Source organism: Georgenia sp. Marseille-Q6866, from assembly GCF_965111665.1.
In genome coordinates this window covers 74543-93725 of the sequence record NZ_CBCOOR010000004.1, presented here as the reverse complement: position 1 = coordinate 93725, position 19183 = coordinate 74543, and the positions used below count along the sequence as shown (strand labels likewise).

The window sequence follows — 19183 nt, the reverse complement described above, 5'->3', positions numbered from 1 at the left end:
GATGGAAACCGCACCATTGAAGAACTTCGCGACCTGGGCCCGCACCGCGCTCATCCGTGAGGTCACCGCACGCATCGCTGCGGTGCTCGCACCGGGTTCCTCTGGGGGAGTCGAGCAGGCGAAGGCTGTCGCTGCCTTGGAGAAGGCCATTGCGGCCTTCGGAGGCGGCAGTGAGGGACGTGCTGCCGTGGCAGACAAGGTCGCCTACACCTGGTTCAACCGCATCATCGCGTTGCGCTTCATGGACGCCAACGGCTACACCGGTATCGGCGTCGTCTCCCCGCAGGCCGGGGTCGAGGTGGGCCAGCCTGAGGTGCTGGCCGAGGCCAAGCGCGGCGTAATCGACGCGGAAGTCGTCAGCGACGCCACCCGCAAGACGGTGGCTGCGTTGCTCGACGGGACGCTGGCAAGTGGTGACCCACAGGGTGAGGCGTACGCGCTGCTGCTGGCGGACTACTGTCGCTACTGGAACAAGGCCATGCCGTTCATATTCGAGCGCGAGGGTGACTTCACCGAGTTGCTGATCCCGGCCAACCTGCTTGCCGATGACTCGGTGCTCAACCGGTCGGTGAAGGTGCTGACTGAGGATGTGTGCCAGGACGTCGAGGTCATCGGCTGGCTCTACCAGTTCTACATCTCGGAGCGGAAGGATGAGGTCTTCGCCGGGTTCAAGAAAAACAAGAAGGCTGGAGCCGCCGAGATCCCCGCCGCAACTCAGCTCTTCACCCCGCACTGGATCGTCCGCTACCTCGTCGAGAACTCTCTTGGGCGCCTATGGATGCTCAACCACCCGAACTCGGGTCTGGTCAGCCAGATGGACTACTACATCGCCCCGGTCGACGAGGAGACGGACTTCCTCAAGATCACCAAGCCCGAGGAGCTGAAGGTCATCGACCCGGCCTGCGGCTCGGGCCACATGCTCACCTACGCCTTCGACCTCCTCTACGCGATCTACGAGGAGGAGGGCTACGCGCCGTCCGAGATTCCTGGCCTGATCCTCACCCACAACCTCTACGGCACTGAGATCGACCCGCGTGCGGGCGCGCTAGCCGCGTTCGCCCTCATCATGAAGGCCCGCGATCGGCAGCGCACCTTTTTCAACAAGCAGGTCGCGCCCAATATCTGCGTCATCGAGCCGATCTCGTTCACCCCTGACGAGTTGGGCTTCCTCACCACCAAGGACGGCGACAAGCACGCGGAGGAGGCGTTCTGGAACCAGTTCGCGGAAGCGGACACGTTGGGGTCTTTGATCCAGCCCGACGCCAACCTCGCTGCCCGGCTGGGGCGCCACCTGGACACGCTCGACGACGAGGGAGACCTATTCCTAGCCGCGGCGCTCGATTGGGCTCAGCGGGCAATTCGCCAGGCAGAGATCCTCTCCAACCGCTATTCCGTGCTTGTAGCTAATCCCCCCTACATGGATGCCCGCAATATGGGCGGACTTCTCTACGACTATGTAGCGGAGAACTTCCCGGAAGGGTTCACCGGGATGGATCTCGCGTTTGCGCTGCGCTCGCGCTCTCTCGTTGAGCAGAAGGCATTCATCGGCCTACTGAGCATGGATAGTTGGCTTGGCAACGCCGAATGTGCCGATTTCCGAGACGTCGTTCGAGATGTGTTGTCTCCTCGGATTGTCCTCCACCTCGGATCGCGTGCTTTCCCCGAAATCTCGGGCGAGGTTGTCCAAGTTTCCGCAACGCTATTTCAGAACAACGCTCCAGGGCCCGCAACCACCTTCATCGCCGCTACGGGCGGAGCGACGGTCGAAGCGAAGATCGCACAATTCCGAGACAAATCTCGCCACTTCACGCATGCGCTCGAATGGTTCGATGTCTTTCCGGGGCGGGTCTTCTCGCCGTATTCGGCCTCCGAAGGAGCGCATCGTGCGTTTGCCTCCGCACCATCCATGACTTCGATCGCAGAAGTGCGCACGGGGCTTCAGACGGGAGACAATGCTGCCTTTCTGCGTCGGTGGTTCGAGGTATCAGTCTCTACTATCCGCGTCCCTGGGTCTGAGCGTGACTATCGTTGGGCCCCATATGTGAAGTCAAGTTCGCCAACTCGCTGGTTCGCGCGCGAGGACTTGGTCGTTGATTGGAGGGATGATGGTGCGGAGATTCGAGAACATCCGAGCTCGGTGGTGCGCAACTCGGCGTACTATTTTCGGCCGGGACTTTCCTATGGTGGACTCGCGGGCAGCCTCAAGGCACGGCTTGTGTCAGGCGGCGCCATCTTCGATCAGAAGAACTCGATGGTGTTTCCAGTTGGCGAAACAACCATTGGGCACTTGCTTGCGCTCATGAACAGTGCAGCTTTCGAGGTTTTAGCACGTCTGGTTTCTGCGAAGGGTTTCGGGGTGGGCACTCTCGCTCAGCTTCCCATCCCGAAAGAGGCGTTGGAGATTCCGGAAATTGAAGCGATGGCCCAGCGAGCGATCGATCTTTCGCGCACACTATTTGACAGGGCGGAGACATCAACGGGATTCGTCGGTCTCGACTCGATCTTCATGGGTGGCACTGCAAGGCATCCCTCGCTCCGGCTTAGCGTGGAATCCATTCGCGAGACAGATGCTCGAATTCAGAGTCAGTTGTGGCAGACTGAGGAAGAGAATGCAAGACTATTTCAAACGGCCCTCCTTGCCGGCGCTGCTCAGTCCCCATCGGCGGCGCCGCTTGTCCAACCCTACTCTCTAGGCTCAACAGTCCGAGACCTGATCTCTTACGCCGTCGGGTGCATGTTCGGGCGCTACAGCCTCGACGCGCCAGGCCTGATCCTTGCCGACCAAGGCGCTACGTTGCAGGACTACCTCGCGAACGTTCCGATGCCGACTTTCGGGCCAGAGGCCGACAACGTCATACCGATCGTCGAGGGCGATTGGTTCGAAGGCGACATCGTCGAGCGGTTCCGCCAATTCCTCCGCGCCGCTTTCGGAGATGAACACTTCGACGACAACTTGCGGTTCGTCACCGAGTCGCTCGGGGTGAAGAGCCTTCGGGACTACTTCGTTCGGACCTTCTATAGGGACCACTGGCAGCGGTACAAGAAGCGACCAATCTACTGGCTGTTTTCCAGCCCGAAGGGGTCGTTTAACGTGCTCATCTACATGCACCGTTACACCCCATCCACCGTCTCAACTGTGCTTAACGAGTACCTTCGTGAGTTCCAGGCCAAACTCAAGGCTAGCCTCGAGCACGCCGAGCGCTCTAACAACGCCAAGGAAGCCGACCGCCTTCGCAAGGTCCTGCTGGAGCTCGACGATTATGAGCACAATGTCCTCTACCCGTTGGCGGCACAGAACATCGAGATTGACCTCGATGACGGCGTGAAAGCCAACTATCCAAAGTTTGGCGCCGCCCTCAAGAAGATCCCTGGCCTGGAGGCGAGCTAATGATCTCGTTCGAGGGCCACGGGAGTGAGGTCGTGCTGGTCTATCGGCCGGAGCAATCTGGGCCGGGTTGGCTCGACGAGAAGCTTGACTCGGATGGCAAAGCCACCCTGTCGCGAACCTTCACGGTTCGAAAGTCGGACTTGGTGGCCCCCGATCCGGACGACGAATTCGGGTTCGACGGCGAGGACGCTCGTCGCTTCAAGATCGGATCGATCCACAATGGCTACCGAGTGATCGGAAAGGACATCCTCGGGCTAAAGCACGACCTTTTGTATGCAGACTCCCTCCAGCTTCGCCAGCAGGTGTTCGTCGCCGAGCGCAACATCTCCGTTTTCCGTCGCATTGACGACTTGGTTGATGAACAGATCGTCATCGGTGGATCACTGCCCGGCGCAATCCCCGCTGACGATTTTGCGCGTCTGTTGCACGACTTCCCGACTTCAACGGAGCTTACGAAGTACTCGCGAGCACGCGTTACTCGCGTACTTCGCGAGTACATGGAGACCATGTCGGATGCCGAACAGGGGCTTGCTGACTACATGGATCGCCGGGCACGCTACGGGCCTTCGACGCGGGGCGAATTCCACGGCCGGATGCCCGTCGTGAATGAACTCGAACTTGAGAAGTTCACATACGTTAGGGACCGCCTGGTCGAGATGCTCGACGATGCAGACAACTACCCGGAGGCAGATTGGCAGGTTGCCGTCGCTGACCTCTTCCTATTGTGCTTTCCTCAGTACGTTGCAGTGCTACACAATGTTCACGTCAAGGAGCGCTACTCCAACAAACTCAGGGACACGGATCGCTATATCGACCTGATGCTCGTCGCGGCCAACGGCTGCGTGGACATCATCGAGATCAAGAAGCCGTTCAAGCGGGGGCTCGTGTCGAAGCGCCAGTACCGCGATAACCACATTCCCGTTCGCGAGCTTTCAGGGTCACTCATGCAGGCGGAGAAGTACCTCTTCTATCTCAACAAGTCTGGTCGGGACGGAGAGAATTACATCACCGCGAAGCACACGGGCAATCTGCCGGCGGGCCTTGAAGTCAGGATCGCAAATCCGAAGGCCATCATCCTCTCGGGTCGCGACGACGACCTGAGCGACAGGGAGAAGATGGATTTTGAGTTCGCACGTCGCGGCTACTCCAACGTTCTGGATATCATGTCCTATGATGACCTGCTACGCCGGTTGACGAATGTCATTGCGTCTCTGACCGTTCGCACAGCCGGGAAGTCTGCATGAGTTCTTCCACCATTCGCGAGCATCTTGAGCGGCTCTTCAGCGAGCACCGGGTCGTTTTCTGGCACGACCTGGAGGGCCAGTATGCCTCGGACATCGACAGTCTCGACCTGCCGAACGTCACGACGCTGCGCGTCGCCAATGATGAGTACGCCATCAGGCACCGGCTGCTTCACGAGCACCCGAACGACAAGTTTCTTGTCTACCGCTCGGGCCAGGTGCCCGCCAGCATCGGCAACTGGCTGGTCGACCTCGAACTGGCCTACGGAGTCTTCACCGCAGACCGAAGCTCGCTCATCTCCCATGACCTCGGCCTTACTGCGGACGGCATCGAGGCGGTGGTGCAGGAGCACGAGAAGTTCTTTGCTGTGACGAAGCGCGTCCATAGCCTCAAGGCGCTCCTGGAGCCTGACGACGATGCGGCGCGCTTGCGCGCCAAGATGTCCGCTGTCGTTCTCGGCCAGAAGGGGCACAGCCTGCTGGAGATCACCCGCACACTGCTCGCTGAGAACGCGAAGGTGCAGCACAGCAAGTTGGATGCCCTGGCCGACTTCGGCCTCGACGACTTCTATTGGCGCGGCGTTGCCTCGATCTACGGCTACGCGTCGGCTACGCCGAGCATCGACGACTTCATCCTTTGGATCTTCCGGCAGGCCATCGACGGCTTCGAGTCCGATCGACCAGGGGGACTTCAGAACATCCAGCTCGACTTCGCCAGCCTGCGGAACGACCGCCGCAGCCAAGATGCCATGTCAGTGTTGGCCAAGCGGGCAGCGGCTGACCTGGACTACAAGGCGAGGATCGAAGGCGCGACCTTCCGTGACCTTATCGACATCGACCTGTTCGAGGAAGCCGACCAGAAGATCATCGCCGAGCTTGCTCGAGCCGTCACCGAGCAGACCGTCACTGCGCGCGAGGTGGCCGAGGTAGTACGCGCCCGGCAGAGCAGCGTGTGGATCGACGGCTACCGCCAGCTATACACAGCAGTTGGTGCGGCAGCGGAACTGCTCTCCGAGTTGAACACCATCGACTTCTCTTTTTCCTCGTTCGACGAGGCACTGGAGCGTTATCGCGCCGAGTGGTTCCGCATCGACCAACTCTACCGCCAGTTCACGCATGCACGACGCACCTTCGAGGGGCCACACCCGCTTGAGCCGCTGCGCGAGCATGTTGAACAGCGCTACACGAACAAGTTCGTGTACGAATTGGGGAACGCCTTTCAACAGCAGGTCGATGCCGTGAACCACTGGCAGTCGTCGGCTCTTCGGTCCCAGCGGACGTTCTACCGCGACAATGTCGAGCAGCTCGTCCGCGACGACAAGAAGGCCTTCGTCATCATCTCCGACGCCCTTCGCTACGAAATCGCCGACGAGCTCGGCTCGCGCATCCGCCAAGAAGACCGCTTCGACGCCGACCTCGAAGCGGTTCTCGGGGTGTTGCCCAGCTACACCCAGCTCGGGATGGCGGCGCTGCTCCCGCACAGTACTCTCAGGCACTCGGCCGACGGGAAGACCGTCCTTGCCGACGGTCAGCCAACCAACGGCACCGCGCTACGCAGGAAAATCTTGGAAGGCGTTGGCGGTACCGCGATCCAGGCCGAGGACTTCAAGGCGCTCAGCTCAGTGGAACGTCGAGAGCTCTTCAAGAACAACCGCGTCCTGTACGTCTACCACGACGTGATCGACGCCACCGGAGACAAGCAGGGAACCGAACGGCGGGCGTTCGAGGCAGTCGATCAGGCACTCAGCGAGCTGGTCGACCTGGTGAAGAAGGCAGCTAATGCCAACGCCACCAACATCTTCGTCACTGCTGACCACGGGTTCCTATTCCAGGCCGAGGACCTACCCGAGCAGTTCTTCCTCTCGGAGTCCCCCCAGGGCGACAGCATCCTGGTCAAGAACAAACGCTACGTGCTGGGCCACGGACTGAAGGTCGACTACGCGTTCACCACATTCAGCGGCGCCCAGCTCAAACTCGACAGCGACATCGAGGTACAGATCCCCAAGTCGATCCACCGGCTCCGCCTGCCCGGCGGCGGCTCACGTTTCGTGCACGGGGGAGCGACCTTGCAGGAGGTCGTTGTCCCAGTGCTCGCAGTCAACAAGAAGCGTAAGAGCGACACCCGGTCGGTCAACGTTAAGGTGCTGCCCGATACGGACAAGATCACCACCGGGCAGCTCGTCGTGAAGCTGTACCAGTCCGAGCCGGTCACCGACAAGGTTCAGGCGCGCGTGCTGCGCGCTGGTCTCTACGTCGGCGAGACCCTGCTATCCAACAATCCTCAGCCGGAGTTGACCTTCGACGCCACCTCGGTCGAGCAGCGCGACCGCTACCAGAGCATCCAGTTGCTGTTGAACAAGGATGCCAACGACTACAACAACCGAGCCGTCGAGTTCCGCCTTGAAGAGAGGATCCCGAACACGAACCAGTGGCGTGTCTACGAGAAGGCGATCTACACCCTTAAGCGCTCGTTTACATCGGACTTCGACTTCTAGGACGGGCTGACATGACTGACGACGCCAATCTCCATGTGATCGATGACGACTTCTCCGACAACTTGGCAGAGGAGACTGAAGACCAGGAGCCTGAGCAGTCCGAACTCGACAAGAAGATCAACCAGCACTTCGCCGGCGTCGTGGTTCGTAAAGATCTGGTTAAGGCGGTCAAAGGCAACGCCATCGTCCCGTCTTACGTCCTGGAGTACCTCCTTGGTCAATACGCCGCGTCCGACGACGAGGCCACGATCCAGGCCGGCATTGGTTCGGTGCGCCAGATCCTCGCCGACCACTACGTCCACCGGAACCAGTCCGAGCTCGTGAAGTCGATCATCCGCGAGCGCGGTCGCTACAAGATCATCGACAAGGTCACGGTCACGCTCAACGACAAGGAAGACCGATACGAGGCCGAGTTCTCCAACCTCGGAATCAAGGGTGTCATCGTGGAGGCGGCCACGGTCAACGCGCACCCGAAGTTGCTCGTCGGCGGCGTTTGGTGCATCTGCGACATTGACTACTTCCACTTCGACGATGCCCGTGTCGTTCCCTGGCAACTCGGGTCACTTAAGCCGATCCAGCTGTCCAACTTCGACTTCGACAGCTACACCTCTGCGAGGCGCGAGTTCACCACCGATGAGTGGATCGATCTGCTGATCCAGTCCATCGGATTCAACCCCGAGATGTTCGGTCGGCGCGCCAAGCTCCTTCAGCTCGTGCGACTAATCCCGTTCGTCGAGCGCAACTACAACTTGGTCGAGCTCGGGCCCAAGGGAACCGGCAAGTCGCACATCTTCTCGGAGTTCTCTCCGCACGGCATGCTGGTCTCCGGCGGAGAGGTCACCGTCGCCAAGCTCTTCGTCAACAACTCCAATGGCCGGATCGGCCTCGTCGGCTACTGGGACGTCGTGGCCTTCGACGAGTTCGCGGGCAAGAAAAAGCGCACGGACAAGGCGCTAGTCGACATCATGAAAAACTACATGGCGAACAAGTCGTTCTCGCGCGGTGTGGAGACCTTGGGCGCCGAGGCTTCGATGGTCTTCGTGGGTAACACCTCCCACAACGTGCCACACATGCTCAAGCACTCCGACCTGTTCGATGAGCTTCCCGAGAGTTACCACGACTCGGCGTACCTCGATCGCCTGCATTTCTACGTTCCGGGTTGGGAAGTCGACACGATCCGCGGCGAGATGTTCTCAGACGGGTTTGGGTTCGTGGTTGACTACATCGCCGAGGTGCTCAAGTCGATGCGGAACTCCGACTACTCCGACCGCTATCAGGGGCACTTCAAGCTGGGCTCCGACATCTCCACGCGTGACCGCGACGGCATCCACAAGACGTTCTCGGGCCTAATGAAGATCATCTACCCGCATGGTGAGGCCACGCAGGACGAGATCGAGGAGATCCTTCGGTTTGCCGTCGAGGGGCGTAAGCGGGTCAAGGACCAGATCCTGCGCATCGACACCACGATGGCCGACGTGAGGTTCGGTTACGTCGACAAGGGCGGCGAGTGGCACGCAGTCACGACCCTAGAGGAAGACGAGTACCCCGCTTACTACCACCGGAGCCGTCCCACCCATGGCGAGGGCGACATGACGGAAGCCGGTGTACCTGACGGGGGAAGGGCGGCGGTTTCGGCGCCCGGCGGGGATGCCGCCAGACCCGAGCCGCTCCTCGAGGGCCATCGCGAGTTCCAGGAGAACCAGCGTGGCGTCTCCTACCATACGCTCCTGTTGCCATATCTCGCCGGAGCCTCCGAGATCAAGATCGTCGACCCGTACATCCGGCAGTTCCACCAAGCACGCAACCTCATGGAGCTAATCGAGGCACTGGCCCTCGTGAAGGACCCGGCGGATGAGGTGAATGTCTTCCTCGTGACCAGCGAGAACACTGACGGTTCGGAGAAGCTGCAGAAGCAGATGGAATTTCTTCTTCGCGTCAAGCAAGCGGCTGCCGTCGCCGGGATCACGCTCGACGTGCAATTCGATGGCACGATCCACGACCGTTCGATAGTGGCCAACAATGGCTGGCGCATCAATCTCGGCCGGGGTCTCGACATCTTTCAGTACGTTCCGAGCGACACCTTCGACCTGGCGGCAAAGCTCCAGCACTACCGCCAGCTCAAGGCCTTTGGCGTTACTTACGTTCGCGAGGACGAGAGCGATTGATGACCACGGACGCGCAGGCAATCGACTCCTGTCGGCGGCGCTTGAGAGCTGAGCAGTAACGGCGCCGTCGAAACTTGTCCACTTCTCGACCGTCGATGACAGACTTAGAACGACGCGACGCGCTTGGCGCCTCGCATGAGGCGTACTTGCTTTCCGACTAGGCATAGGACGTTCGCGAGCCCCGTTTCGAGACCGTCCAATTTTCCCGGGTCGTGCGCGTCCGTAGGCGTGCCGGCGCGTCCCACGTGACCGCAGTCGCCCGACAGACGTATGCCCCAGCCTCGGTGGTCTCGAGTCATCAGTACCCGGCTCGTGATGGCCGGCGTCCGAGGCGGGTGATCAACCCTCAGGGGCTTGTCACCTCAAGACCTCGATCCAATACCTGTCGCCCACGTGCTACGTTGACGCCACAACCACAAGGAAGGAATGAACCATGGCGCAGACCTGTTGTCGCTGCCCTGGCTTCGTTCCGCCCGGGCTGCCGCACGCTCCATAGCTGACGCACCCGCATCCGAACGAGGCACGAGTCCGTGCCTCGTTTTTTTGTGCCCACAACTCGCGAAAGAACCGTCGTGACCAGCACACCGCACCACCCGCCGTCGTCGTCCTCGCCGTTCGGCCCTACCGCCCGATGATCACCCTCAACGGCGTCTCCAAGCGCTACGTCACCAAGAACGGCACCGTCGACGCGCTCGTCGACGTCTCCCTCGACGTCGACCAGGGCGACGTGTACGGTATCATCGGCTTCTCCGGCGCCGGCAAGTCCACCCTCCTGCGGATGGTCAACCAGCTCGAGACGCCGGACGCCGGCACGGTGAACGTCAACGGCCAGGACCTCACCGCGATGTCCTCCCGCGAGCTGCGCCGCCAGCGCCGCGACATCGGCATGGTCTTCCAGCAGTTCAACCTCCTGGAGACCAAGACCGTCTACCGCAACGTCGCCATGCCGCTCCTCATCCAGGGCGCATCGAAGGCCGAGATCGACCGCCGGGTGGACGAGGTCCTCAAGATCGTCGAGCTCGAGGACAAGCGCAACGCCAGCATCCGCCAGCTCTCCGGTGGCCAGAAGCAGCGCGTTGGCATCGCCCGCGCCCTCACCACCCAGCCCTCGATCCTCCTGTGCGACGAGGCCACCAGCGCCCTGGACCCCAAGACCACCGAGTCGATCCTCGCGCTGCTCAAGAAGATCAACCGCGAGATGGGCGTGACGATCCTGCTCATCACCCACCAGATGCACGTCATCCAGCGCATCTGCACCAAGGTCGCCGTCATGGAGGCGGGCCGGATCGTCGAGCGCGGCAACGTCCTCGACGTCTTCACCCGTCCCCGCGAACCCATCACCCAGGACTTCGTCCGCACCGTCGTCAACGACCAGATCCCCGCGCCGCTGCTCGAGATGGTCCAGGCCGAGCCCCGCCCCCAGGAGCTGCTACGCCTGCGCTTCGTCGGGGACACCGTCCGCCAGCCGCTGCTCGCATCCCTCAGCCGCATCGAGGGCTTGGAGGTCAACATCCTCGGCGCCACCGTCGAGGAGCTGCAGGAGTCGGTCCTGTGCCTGTTCCTCGTCCAGCTCATCGGCGGCCCCGAACCCGTCCGCCGCGCAGAACAGCTGCTCGATGACGCAGGGATCCTGCGAGAGAGGATCGCCGCCTGATGGACCAGGAGATCTTCGGCGTCACCGTCGACCGGCTGATTCTCGCCGGTGTCCAGACCGTCTACATGCTCGGTTGGGGCATGCTCTTCGGCACGCTCGTCGGCATCGGGCTCGCCCTCGCGCTCGTGCTGAGCCGCCGCGGCGGCCTCATGGAGAACCGCGTTACGTACGCCGCGGTCAACGTGACGATCAACGTCGTCCGCTCCATCCCCTTCATCATCCTGCTCGTCGCGATGATGCCGATCACCCGGGCGATCGTCGGCACGAGCGTGGGCAGCCGCGCGGCTCTCGTGCCACTCATCGTCTACATCGCGCCGTTCATCGCGCGCATGGTCGAGGCCAGCCTGCTCGAGGTCTCCCCCGGCGTCCTCGAGGCCGCCAAGGCCATGGGCGCGAGCAACGCCCAGATCGTGCGCCGCTTCCTCCTGCCCGAGGCTTACAGCTCCATCGTCCTGGCGCTCACCACGAGCGTCGTCGGACTCCTCGGCGCCACCGCCATGGCCGGCTACGGCGGTGGTGGCGGCGTCGGCGACCTCGCCCTCACCTACGGCCGGGAACGCTTCAACACCCCGCTCATGGTGTTCACCGTCGTCATCCTCGTCATCTTCGTCCAGCTCATGCAGGCGGCAGGCAACTACCTGTCCCGCCGCCTGCGCGAACCCCGCTGACCCGAAAGGCACCCCCCCGCATGAAGAAGTTCCGCACCCTCGCCCTGGCGCTGCCGTTCGCGCTCCTCCTCGGCGCCTGCGCCGAGCCCGGCTCGAGCGACTCCGCCGACACCGACTCCGCGTCGGGCGACAAGACCACCATCACCTACAGCAAGTCCCAGGGCCCCTACACCGAGCTCTTCGAGGACGCCGTCGCCCCCATCCTCGAGGAGCAGGGCTACACGCTGCAGTCCCAGGACGTGTCCGACCTCCTCACGGCCGACATCGCCCTCAACGACGGCGACGTCGACTTCAACGTCGAGCAGCACACCGCCTACCTCGAGGCCTTCAACGCCGAGAACGACGGCGACCTCGTGCCGATCAGCCCGATCCCCACCGTCCCCGCGGGCATCTACTCCGACAACCACGAGACGCTCGAGGAGGTGCCCGACGGCGCGACCGTCGCGGTCCCCAACGACGCCTCGAACATGGCGCGCGCCTACCTGCTGCTCGAGAAGATCGGCTGGATCGAGCTCGACGAGAACGCCGACCGCACGATGCTCACCCAGGCCGACATCGTCGCCAACCCGCACAACCTCGAGATCACCGAGATGCGCTCGCTCACCATCCCGCCCGCGAGCGTGGACTTCGACTACATCGTCATCACCGGCTCCATCGTCTACAACGCCGGCATCGACCCCTCGACCGCGCTGGCCACCGAGGACATCCTCGACCACCTCGTCCTCCAGGTCGTCGTCAAGGAGGAGAACGCCGACACCGAGTGGGCCCAGGCCATCGTCGACGCCTACCACTCCGAGGAGTTCGCCACCTACATGGAGGAGAACAACGACGGTCTGTGGTGGATCCCCGAGGAGCTGCAGTCCTGAGCTTCCTCTAGAACCGCACGACGACGACGGCGCACCCGCCCGGGCAGGGCGGGTGCGCCGTCGTCGTTCGTTGCCGCGCCGGGCGGCCCCGTCATTGCAGTCGGTCCTCTGCACGGCGGCGGTGATGATCACCGTCCGAGCCGGCGCCCTTGCGCCTGACGCGGCGGTTCACCGGGCCGTCGGCACCGGGACACCCGACGGTCGGTGCGCGTTCATCGACCCGTCACCCACGTTCGCCACCATCGGGCCGGGCCCCCACATGCCCTCCTGCCGCCGGTCGATCGCGACTCCAGGCACGAGGCACCTCCACGGGCCTGCCGACCTGCGCGCCGTCACGGGTGCAGCTCGACCCGCTGCCAAAGAAGGGCACTCATGTTCGCTGGTTCACGTTTGAGAAGCAGATGGCGGCGGATGGCCGCCACGGGGCTCGGTCTCTCGCTGGCGGGGAGCGTGGCTCTCGTCCCGCTGTCTCCCGCTCTTGCGGCGCCCACACCCCCGCCGCCGGTCGAGGTGCCGGCCGGTGACGTGCTCGACGTCGACTTCGGCCGCGGGACGGCCGACGACCTGGCCCAGGGCTTCGAGGCCACCCCCGTCGGCGGCGTCGCCTTCCTCGAGGACCCTGACCTCGGCCGGACCGTCGCGAGCTTCGACGGCGACGACGACGCGTACCACTACCGCGGCTTCGTCCGGGCGTGGACGGACAGCGAGCTGGCCCGCCCCGCCACGGCATTCACCCAGCAGTGCATGTTCCGGTACACCGGCGACGCCGCCCCCACCGCGCCCCAGTACGCCTGCCGCGCCAACGAGGGCGGCGGCTTCGGCTTCTACCTCACCGGCACCACGCTCACCGCCAACCTGCACACGACGGCGAACAACGACTGGGTCACCGCGACGTACGCTCCCGGCGAGTGGGTCGAGGCCGTCCAGACCTACGACGGGTCCACCTGGTCGCTCTACGTCGACGGCCGGCTCATGACCTCGAAGACCCGCACCGGCGAGATTCGTGTCCCCGGCGCAGCCACCCGCACCTACACGGTCGGGGACTCCCCCGCCAACGCGGCCTGGAACCTCGAGGGCGACGTCGCCGCCACACGCGTCTGGAGTCGTGCGCTGAGCGCCGCCGAGGTGGCAGTCCTGCACGAGGGCAACGTCAGTGAGCCCCCGGCCGTCGAGCCGCGGATCGTCCCCGACCCGAACGTGCTCGAGGTCGACTTCTCCCGCGGCACCGCCAACGACATCGCCCAGGGCTTCGCGGCGACCGCGGTGGGCGACGTCGCCATCGTCGAGGACGATGAGCGCGGGCAGGTGGCCCGGTTCGACGGGAACGAGAGCGCCTACCACTACACCGGGTTCGCCCAGGCGTGGACCGACGACCGGTACGCGCGCCCCACGGACGCCTTCACCCAGCAGTGCACCTTCAAGTACACCGGGGAGGCGACCCCGTCCGGACCGCAGTACCTGTGCCGTGTCAACAACCCCGGTGGCTTCGGCTTCTACATCGACGGCTCGGCGCTGACGGTCAACCTGCACACCACCGAGGACAACAACTGGATCTCAGGTGCCTACACCCCTGGCGAGTGGGTCGACGCCGTCCAGACCTACGACGGGTCGGCCTGGAGCCTCTACGTCGACGGCGAGCTCGTCTCGACCGCCAAGCGCGACGGTGACGTCCGCGTCCCCAGTGCCGCCTCGAGCGCGTACACGCTGGGCGACGCCCCGAACAATGCGAGCTGGAACTTCGAGGGCGACATCGCGGCCTCGCGGGTGTGGGACACCGCGCTCACGCCCTACCAGGTGAGGGCGCTGCACGACGGGTCGGCCGACATCCCCGACGTCGACGTCGTCGAGACCGTCCCCGCCCGCGGTGAGCACCTCACCTCGGAGGTGGTCTTCGAGGCCCGTCTGCAGAACGCCGAGGCGGCGACGGGCTGGGCCTACCTGCTCGACGGTGAACCGATCGAGCCGGGCGCCCGGATCGGTGCCGGCCTCGAGGGTGGCGCGCACGAGATCGTCATCACGGCGGTCGGCCCGCGCGGGGAGAACCTCAAGTGGGTCGTGCCCTTCACCTCGGAGGTCATGCCCACCGGTGGCGGCACCGAGACCGGGCAGGGCTCGGGAACGGTGACGCTCTCGGCGATCGCCACGAGCCCCACCGGCGGCGACGTCACGACGACGTTCACCGAGGCCGAGGTGAGCAGCGCCGGCGCCGGGTTCCAGGGCGTCATCGACGCGATCCCGCAGACCCTCGAGTTCGAGTACCGGGACGGCGCGGACATCTCCGGCACCCAGGAGCCCGACGACGACCTCGTCACCGGCCCGACGGCGAGCGACCGCGCCCTGGTGTTCCAGCGCTTCGACGTCACCGTCCCGGAAGCGGCAGCCAGCCGCGAGGTCGTGTGGAGCGGCGTCGTCGACCCGCACCGGTCCGCGAGCCTGTGGGCGTGGCACGAGAGCCGCGAGGAGTGGGTGGAGCTCACGTCCGGCCGAGGCCGCGCCGAGGGCGACACCCTGCTCCGCGGGACCCTGCGCGACGGCTTCGACGACGGCGGGACCGTGCACCTCATGGTCATCGGCGAGGACCCCTTCGCCGACGACCTGGCCCCGCGGGACGCCTCGGCGGGACTCCCGGAGAACCGGGACCGCTTCGAGGAGCCGGAGGACTACGACTTCGCGATCGCCCACATCAGCGACACGCAGAACATCTCCCAGATCGCCGGGAACGTCTGCCCGCAGTACAACCCGGGCGCTGAGGACGTCATGCGCGAGGCGTACGGCGACCTCACGAGCTGGATCGTGGACAGCTCCGCGTCCCGCAAGATCGCCTACACCGCGCACACCGGCGACGTCATCGAGAGCAACATGACCGCCTACCCGTCTCTGTGTGCGCAGAACGCGGAGCAGGTGGCCGCCGAGCTCGCCTTCGCCGACGAGATGCAGAGCATCCTCGACGACGGCGGCCTCGTCAACAGCGTGCTGCCGGGCAACCACGACAACGCCAACGGCACGGACAACGGCCCCGGCACCGTGTTCAACGAGACGTTCGGGCCCGACCGCTACTACGGGGCGGCACAGGCGTGGCCCGAGGGCGCGTCCTACCACCCCTGGGACGAGGTGCTCGACGAGAACGGGGACGTGCTCACCCCCGGCGTCGACAACGACAACAGCTACGTCCTGTTCAGCGCCGGCGGCCTGGACTTCGTCGCGGTGTCGCTCGGCTTCGGCGTCACGGCCGAGGAGGCCGACTGGGCGGCCTCGGTCTTCGAGCGCTACTCCGACCGCAGCGGCATCCTGCTCGCGCACGCGTACCTCGGGGCGTCCTCCCAGCCGGACGGACGGTCCTCGACCTACACCGGCGACGGCGGCATCCTCTCCGAGCGGGTGGTGGACCGGAGCCCGAACGTCTTCCTCGTGCTCTCCGGTCACGTCCACGGTGTGGGGACCAACGTCGACGGCGACGCCGGGGTGACGGTGGACCGGCGGCACGGCGTCGTCGAGATCCTCGCCGACTACCAGGAGTACCGGGTCCCCGCCGCCGAGGTGTGGCCGGACCACGTGCTCCCCGCCGGCGGCGTCGACCTGGACGACGACGGCGTGGCCGACTACGGGGACGCCGACGGCATCATCCTCGGCGCGAGCTTCCTCCGTCTGCTGCAGATCGACACCGGGAGCTCGACGATGTCGGTGGACACCTACTCCCCGTTCCTCGACAACTTCGGGGCCACGGAGTACGACGGCCACAACCGGTACAACGGGGCGGAGGACAACTTCACCGTGCCGATCGACCTCCCCACCCGCACGACGACCCTCGCCACCGACGGGCTGTCGGTCCTCACGCCGACGGACAAAGTGATCGGCGAGAGCACCGTGCGGTCGGGCTGGCCGGCGAGCGTGGAGTGGTCGGGCCTGACCGAGGGCGAGCTGTACGCCTGGACGGCGACCAGCCGGGACGCCTCCGGTGAGGTCCTCGGCCTGGTCAACCAGTTCGGCAGCCTCTTCCGCGCCACCGCCGCTGGCACCGACCGCGAGGCACCGGTGCTCACGGTGCCCGCATCGACGTCGATCAAGGCGGGGGCGGCCTTCGACCCGCTGGAGGAGGTCACGGCGATCGACAACGCCGACGGCGACATCACAGGTCAGGTCCAGGTGATCGGCGACGTCGACACCACGACGCCGGGCTCCTACGCGCTGCAGTACGTGGTGGCGGACGCCAACGGCAACCAGGCGACTGCCCTCCGGGTCGTCACCGTCACCGAGCCGGCGAGCTCGGGGTCGGAGGAGCCGGGGGCGGGGCCGGACGGGAACGTGCCCGGCGGGGGCGAGGCCGGCCGGGCGGCGGGGCCGGCGGGCGCCGGCGCCGACAGGGACGGACGGGCGCTGCCGACGACCGGCGCCGCGGTGGCGGGCGCACTCGTGGCGGTGACGGTTCTGCTGCTTATCGGTGCGTCGGCGGTGGCGCGCTCGCGGGCTCGCTCGTCGGCCTGACGACGGCACCGGGCAGCGCACCAACCTGGGTGTCGCTGCGCTGAGGAGGCCGGCCACCGCCCGTGAGGGCAGTGGCCGGCCTCCGCCGACATATCCCGTCGTGACAGGAGGCGGAGCTGTCCACTCCACCTCTCCGGGAACCGGCGCGTGCGGTCGCCGCGATCTGCAGTCGACGGAGGAGGCGCCATGCACCGTCGGAACCCACATCACGACATACCGCTGGCACGACGCCCGGCGGCGGCGCTGGTCCCCCGCTCACCTCGCGGGCCCGGTACTGGGAGCGGCGGAGCTGCAGTCCTAGTTCCGTCTAATACCGACCACGACGACGGCGCACCCGCCCTGGCGGGGTGGGTGCGTCGTCGTCGTACTCGTGTGTGTCCGCGTCAGGCGGCGCCGGCCTCGGCGGCGTAGTGGTTCGTCCACACCACCATGTCCTCGAGGCTGATCTCCTCGGGGGTCGCGGTGATGGTGATGACGCCGTCGGACGTGCGCTGGTAGCAGGTGATCGAGCTGCCGGTCTCGTTGGTGCCGCAGCTTCCGGTGCCGGCCGGGGTGTTGTCGGTCTCGATGTACTCGACGAGCGACTCGTACGGGGAGCTGAGCACGTTGCCGTCCACGGCGATCATCACGCTGGAGACCTCGTCGGAGTAGATGCCGGCGGGACCGGTGGACTCCCCGAGCGTGAACGGGCCGATGGCCTGCGGGGGCTTGGCCACTGCGTCGGCGGGGATGACTGCGCCCTCGGGGGCCGGGCCCGGGTCGGGTGCCTCGATGTCGTCCACGGTGGCGGGGCCGGCGGCGGCGCCGTCCGCGGGGGCGTCGCTGTCGCTGGTGTCCTCCTCCGCACCGGTCTCGGTCTCCGGCTCCGGGGTGGTCGGCTCCTCCGGCGTGGTGGTCGCCTCGCTCGCCGTCGTGGGCTCGGCGGCGTCACCTCCACCGTCGGAGTCCTTCCCGCACCCGGTGAGGCCCATCGTGGCCAGGGCGAGGGCGGAAAGGAACAGGACAGGCGTGCGACGCATCAGGTGGATCCTTCGATGTGGAGGGCACGAATGTGCCACGAACTGGCGTGGAACTCGTGAATCGTCGACCAAGAGCGAAAGGGGCCGCCTGCCGGCTGCCGGGTTCTGCAGCGACTTGTGGGCGGCGTCACAGCCGACTCGTCGAGGGCCACCTCGTGCTCGCCCCACGGGTGCGTGTGACGATGCCGTCGTGCGACCCCGCGACGAGACCGACGATCGCCCCGCACTCTCCGGAGTGCTCGTCGTCGTGCCCGCGCGGGACGAGGAGGCCGAGATCGCCGGGTGCCTGCGCAGCGTGGCGACGGCGGCCGAGCGCGTCGACCTGCCCGTCGTCGTGTCGGTCGTCCTCCACCGGTGCACGGACCGGACCGCCGAGAAGGTCGCGGACGTCGCTCGCGGGTACCCGCGCGTCCACTGGGTCAGCGTGGACAGCGAGGCCGAGACCGTGGGCGGTGCACGCGCCGACGGCGTCGACGCCGGTCGCACGCACGAGGCGCTGGCCGACCTGCTGCCGATGGCCGTCTGGTGCGCGAGCACCGACGCGGACTCGCAGGTGCCGCCCGTCTGGCTCACCGAGCAGCGCGTTCTCGTCGACCGTGGCCTGGACCTCGTGCTCGGAACGGTCGAGCCACGTGAGGACGGTTCCCCGTCCGCTCCGTTCTGGCACGCGCCGCACCGCCTCACCGAGGGGCACCTCGGTGTTCGCGCCGCCAACCTCGGCCTGCGCCTGTCGGCCTACGACGACGCCGGTGGCTTCCCCGACCTCGACGAGGGCGCGGACGTCCACCTCGTGCACGCCGTGCGGGGGATCGCGGGCCTGCCCTGGACCAGCACCGACCGCACCCGAGTCGTCACCTCCTCCCGGCGACAGGGCCGGTCCGGCCGCGGGTTCGCCCGCTTCCTCACGCGTCTGGACGACGCCGTCGCGGCCTTCGGCCCGAGCCCTGAACTGCAGGACCGCCTCCGCAGCCAGCTGTTGCAGATCGCCGAGGAGCGCGGAGCGGGCAAGACACTGTGCCCCTCCGACGCGGCCGGAGCGCTCAATCCCGAACGGCATCGCGAGCTCACTCCCCTGGCCCGTGCGGTGGCCAGCACGCTGGCCGACGAGGGGCTCGTGGTGATCACGCAGAAGGGCGTACCGGTCGACGGACGCACGGCCGTGGGCCCCGTGCGCGTGGGCCTGCCGCTGGCCGAGATGCGGTAGC

At 65.5% G+C, this 19183-nt stretch carries 10 protein-coding genes; 9 read left to right on the top strand and 1 reads right to left on the bottom strand.

The window, feature by feature from the left end:
- Position 1 precedes the first annotated feature (1 nt).
- The 8 genes from pglX (at position 2) to ACWPXV_RS04945 (ending at position 16959) form a co-directional block, all read left to right on the top strand.
- Positions 2-3388, top strand: a complete 3387-nt coding sequence (gene pglX, locus ACWPXV_RS04980) for a BREX-1 system adenine-specific DNA-methyltransferase PglX (protein ID WP_454084192.1) — start codon at positions 2-4, stop codon at positions 3386-3388.
- Positions 3388-4632, top strand: a complete 1245-nt coding sequence (locus ACWPXV_RS04975) for a Shedu immune nuclease family protein (protein ID WP_454084191.1) — start codon at positions 3388-3390, stop codon at positions 4630-4632. The genes pglX and ACWPXV_RS04975 overlap by 1 nt, the downstream gene beginning before the upstream one ends.
- Complete coding sequence (gene pglZ, locus ACWPXV_RS04970; RefSeq protein WP_454084190.1) at positions 4629-7124, top strand: BREX-1 system phosphatase PglZ type A; 2496 nt, start codon at positions 4629-4631, stop codon at positions 7122-7124. The genes ACWPXV_RS04975 and pglZ overlap by 4 nt, the downstream gene beginning before the upstream one ends.
- Positions 7125-7135: 11 nt before the next feature.
- Positions 7136-9289: a BREX system Lon protease-like protein BrxL gene (gene brxL / locus ACWPXV_RS04965; RefSeq protein WP_454084189.1), complete on the top strand. Its 2154-nt coding sequence runs from the start codon at positions 7136-7138 to the stop codon at positions 9287-9289.
- Positions 9290-9920: 631 nt separating this feature from the next.
- Positions 9921-10943, top strand: a complete 1023-nt coding sequence (locus tag ACWPXV_RS04960; protein ID WP_454084188.1) for a methionine ABC transporter ATP-binding protein — start codon at positions 9921-9923, stop codon at positions 10941-10943.
- The gene (locus tag ACWPXV_RS04955) at positions 10943-11611 is read left to right on the top strand and encodes a methionine ABC transporter permease (RefSeq protein WP_454084187.1); all 669 of its coding nucleotides are present in this window, start codon (positions 10943-10945) and stop codon (positions 11609-11611) included. The genes ACWPXV_RS04960 and ACWPXV_RS04955 overlap by 1 nt, the downstream gene beginning before the upstream one ends.
- A 20-nt stretch (positions 11612-11631) precedes the next feature.
- A complete protein-coding gene (locus ACWPXV_RS04950) occupies positions 11632-12477 on the top strand; it encodes a MetQ/NlpA family ABC transporter substrate-binding protein (RefSeq protein WP_454084186.1) in 846 nt (281 codons plus the stop codon).
- A gap of 411 nt (positions 12478-12888) precedes the next feature.
- Positions 12889-16959 (top strand): LamG-like jellyroll fold domain-containing protein, encoded by a 4071-nt coding sequence (locus ACWPXV_RS04945; RefSeq protein ID WP_454084185.1) that lies wholly within the window; start codon positions 12889-12891, stop codon positions 16957-16959.
- Positions 16960-17342: 383 nt separating this feature from the next.
- Here ACWPXV_RS04945 and ACWPXV_RS04940 read toward each other — a convergent pair whose 3' ends face one another.
- A complete protein-coding gene (locus ACWPXV_RS04940; RefSeq protein WP_454084184.1) occupies positions 17343-17978 on the bottom strand; it encodes a hypothetical protein in 636 nt (211 codons plus the stop codon).
- Between the two features lie 190 nt (positions 17979-18168).
- On the opposite strand from ACWPXV_RS04940, the gene ACWPXV_RS04935 reads away from it, so the two are divergent.
- Positions 18169-19182, top strand: a complete 1014-nt coding sequence (locus ACWPXV_RS04935; protein WP_454084183.1) for a DUF3253 domain-containing protein — start codon at positions 18169-18171, stop codon at positions 19180-19182.
- Position 19183 lies beyond the last annotated feature (1 nt).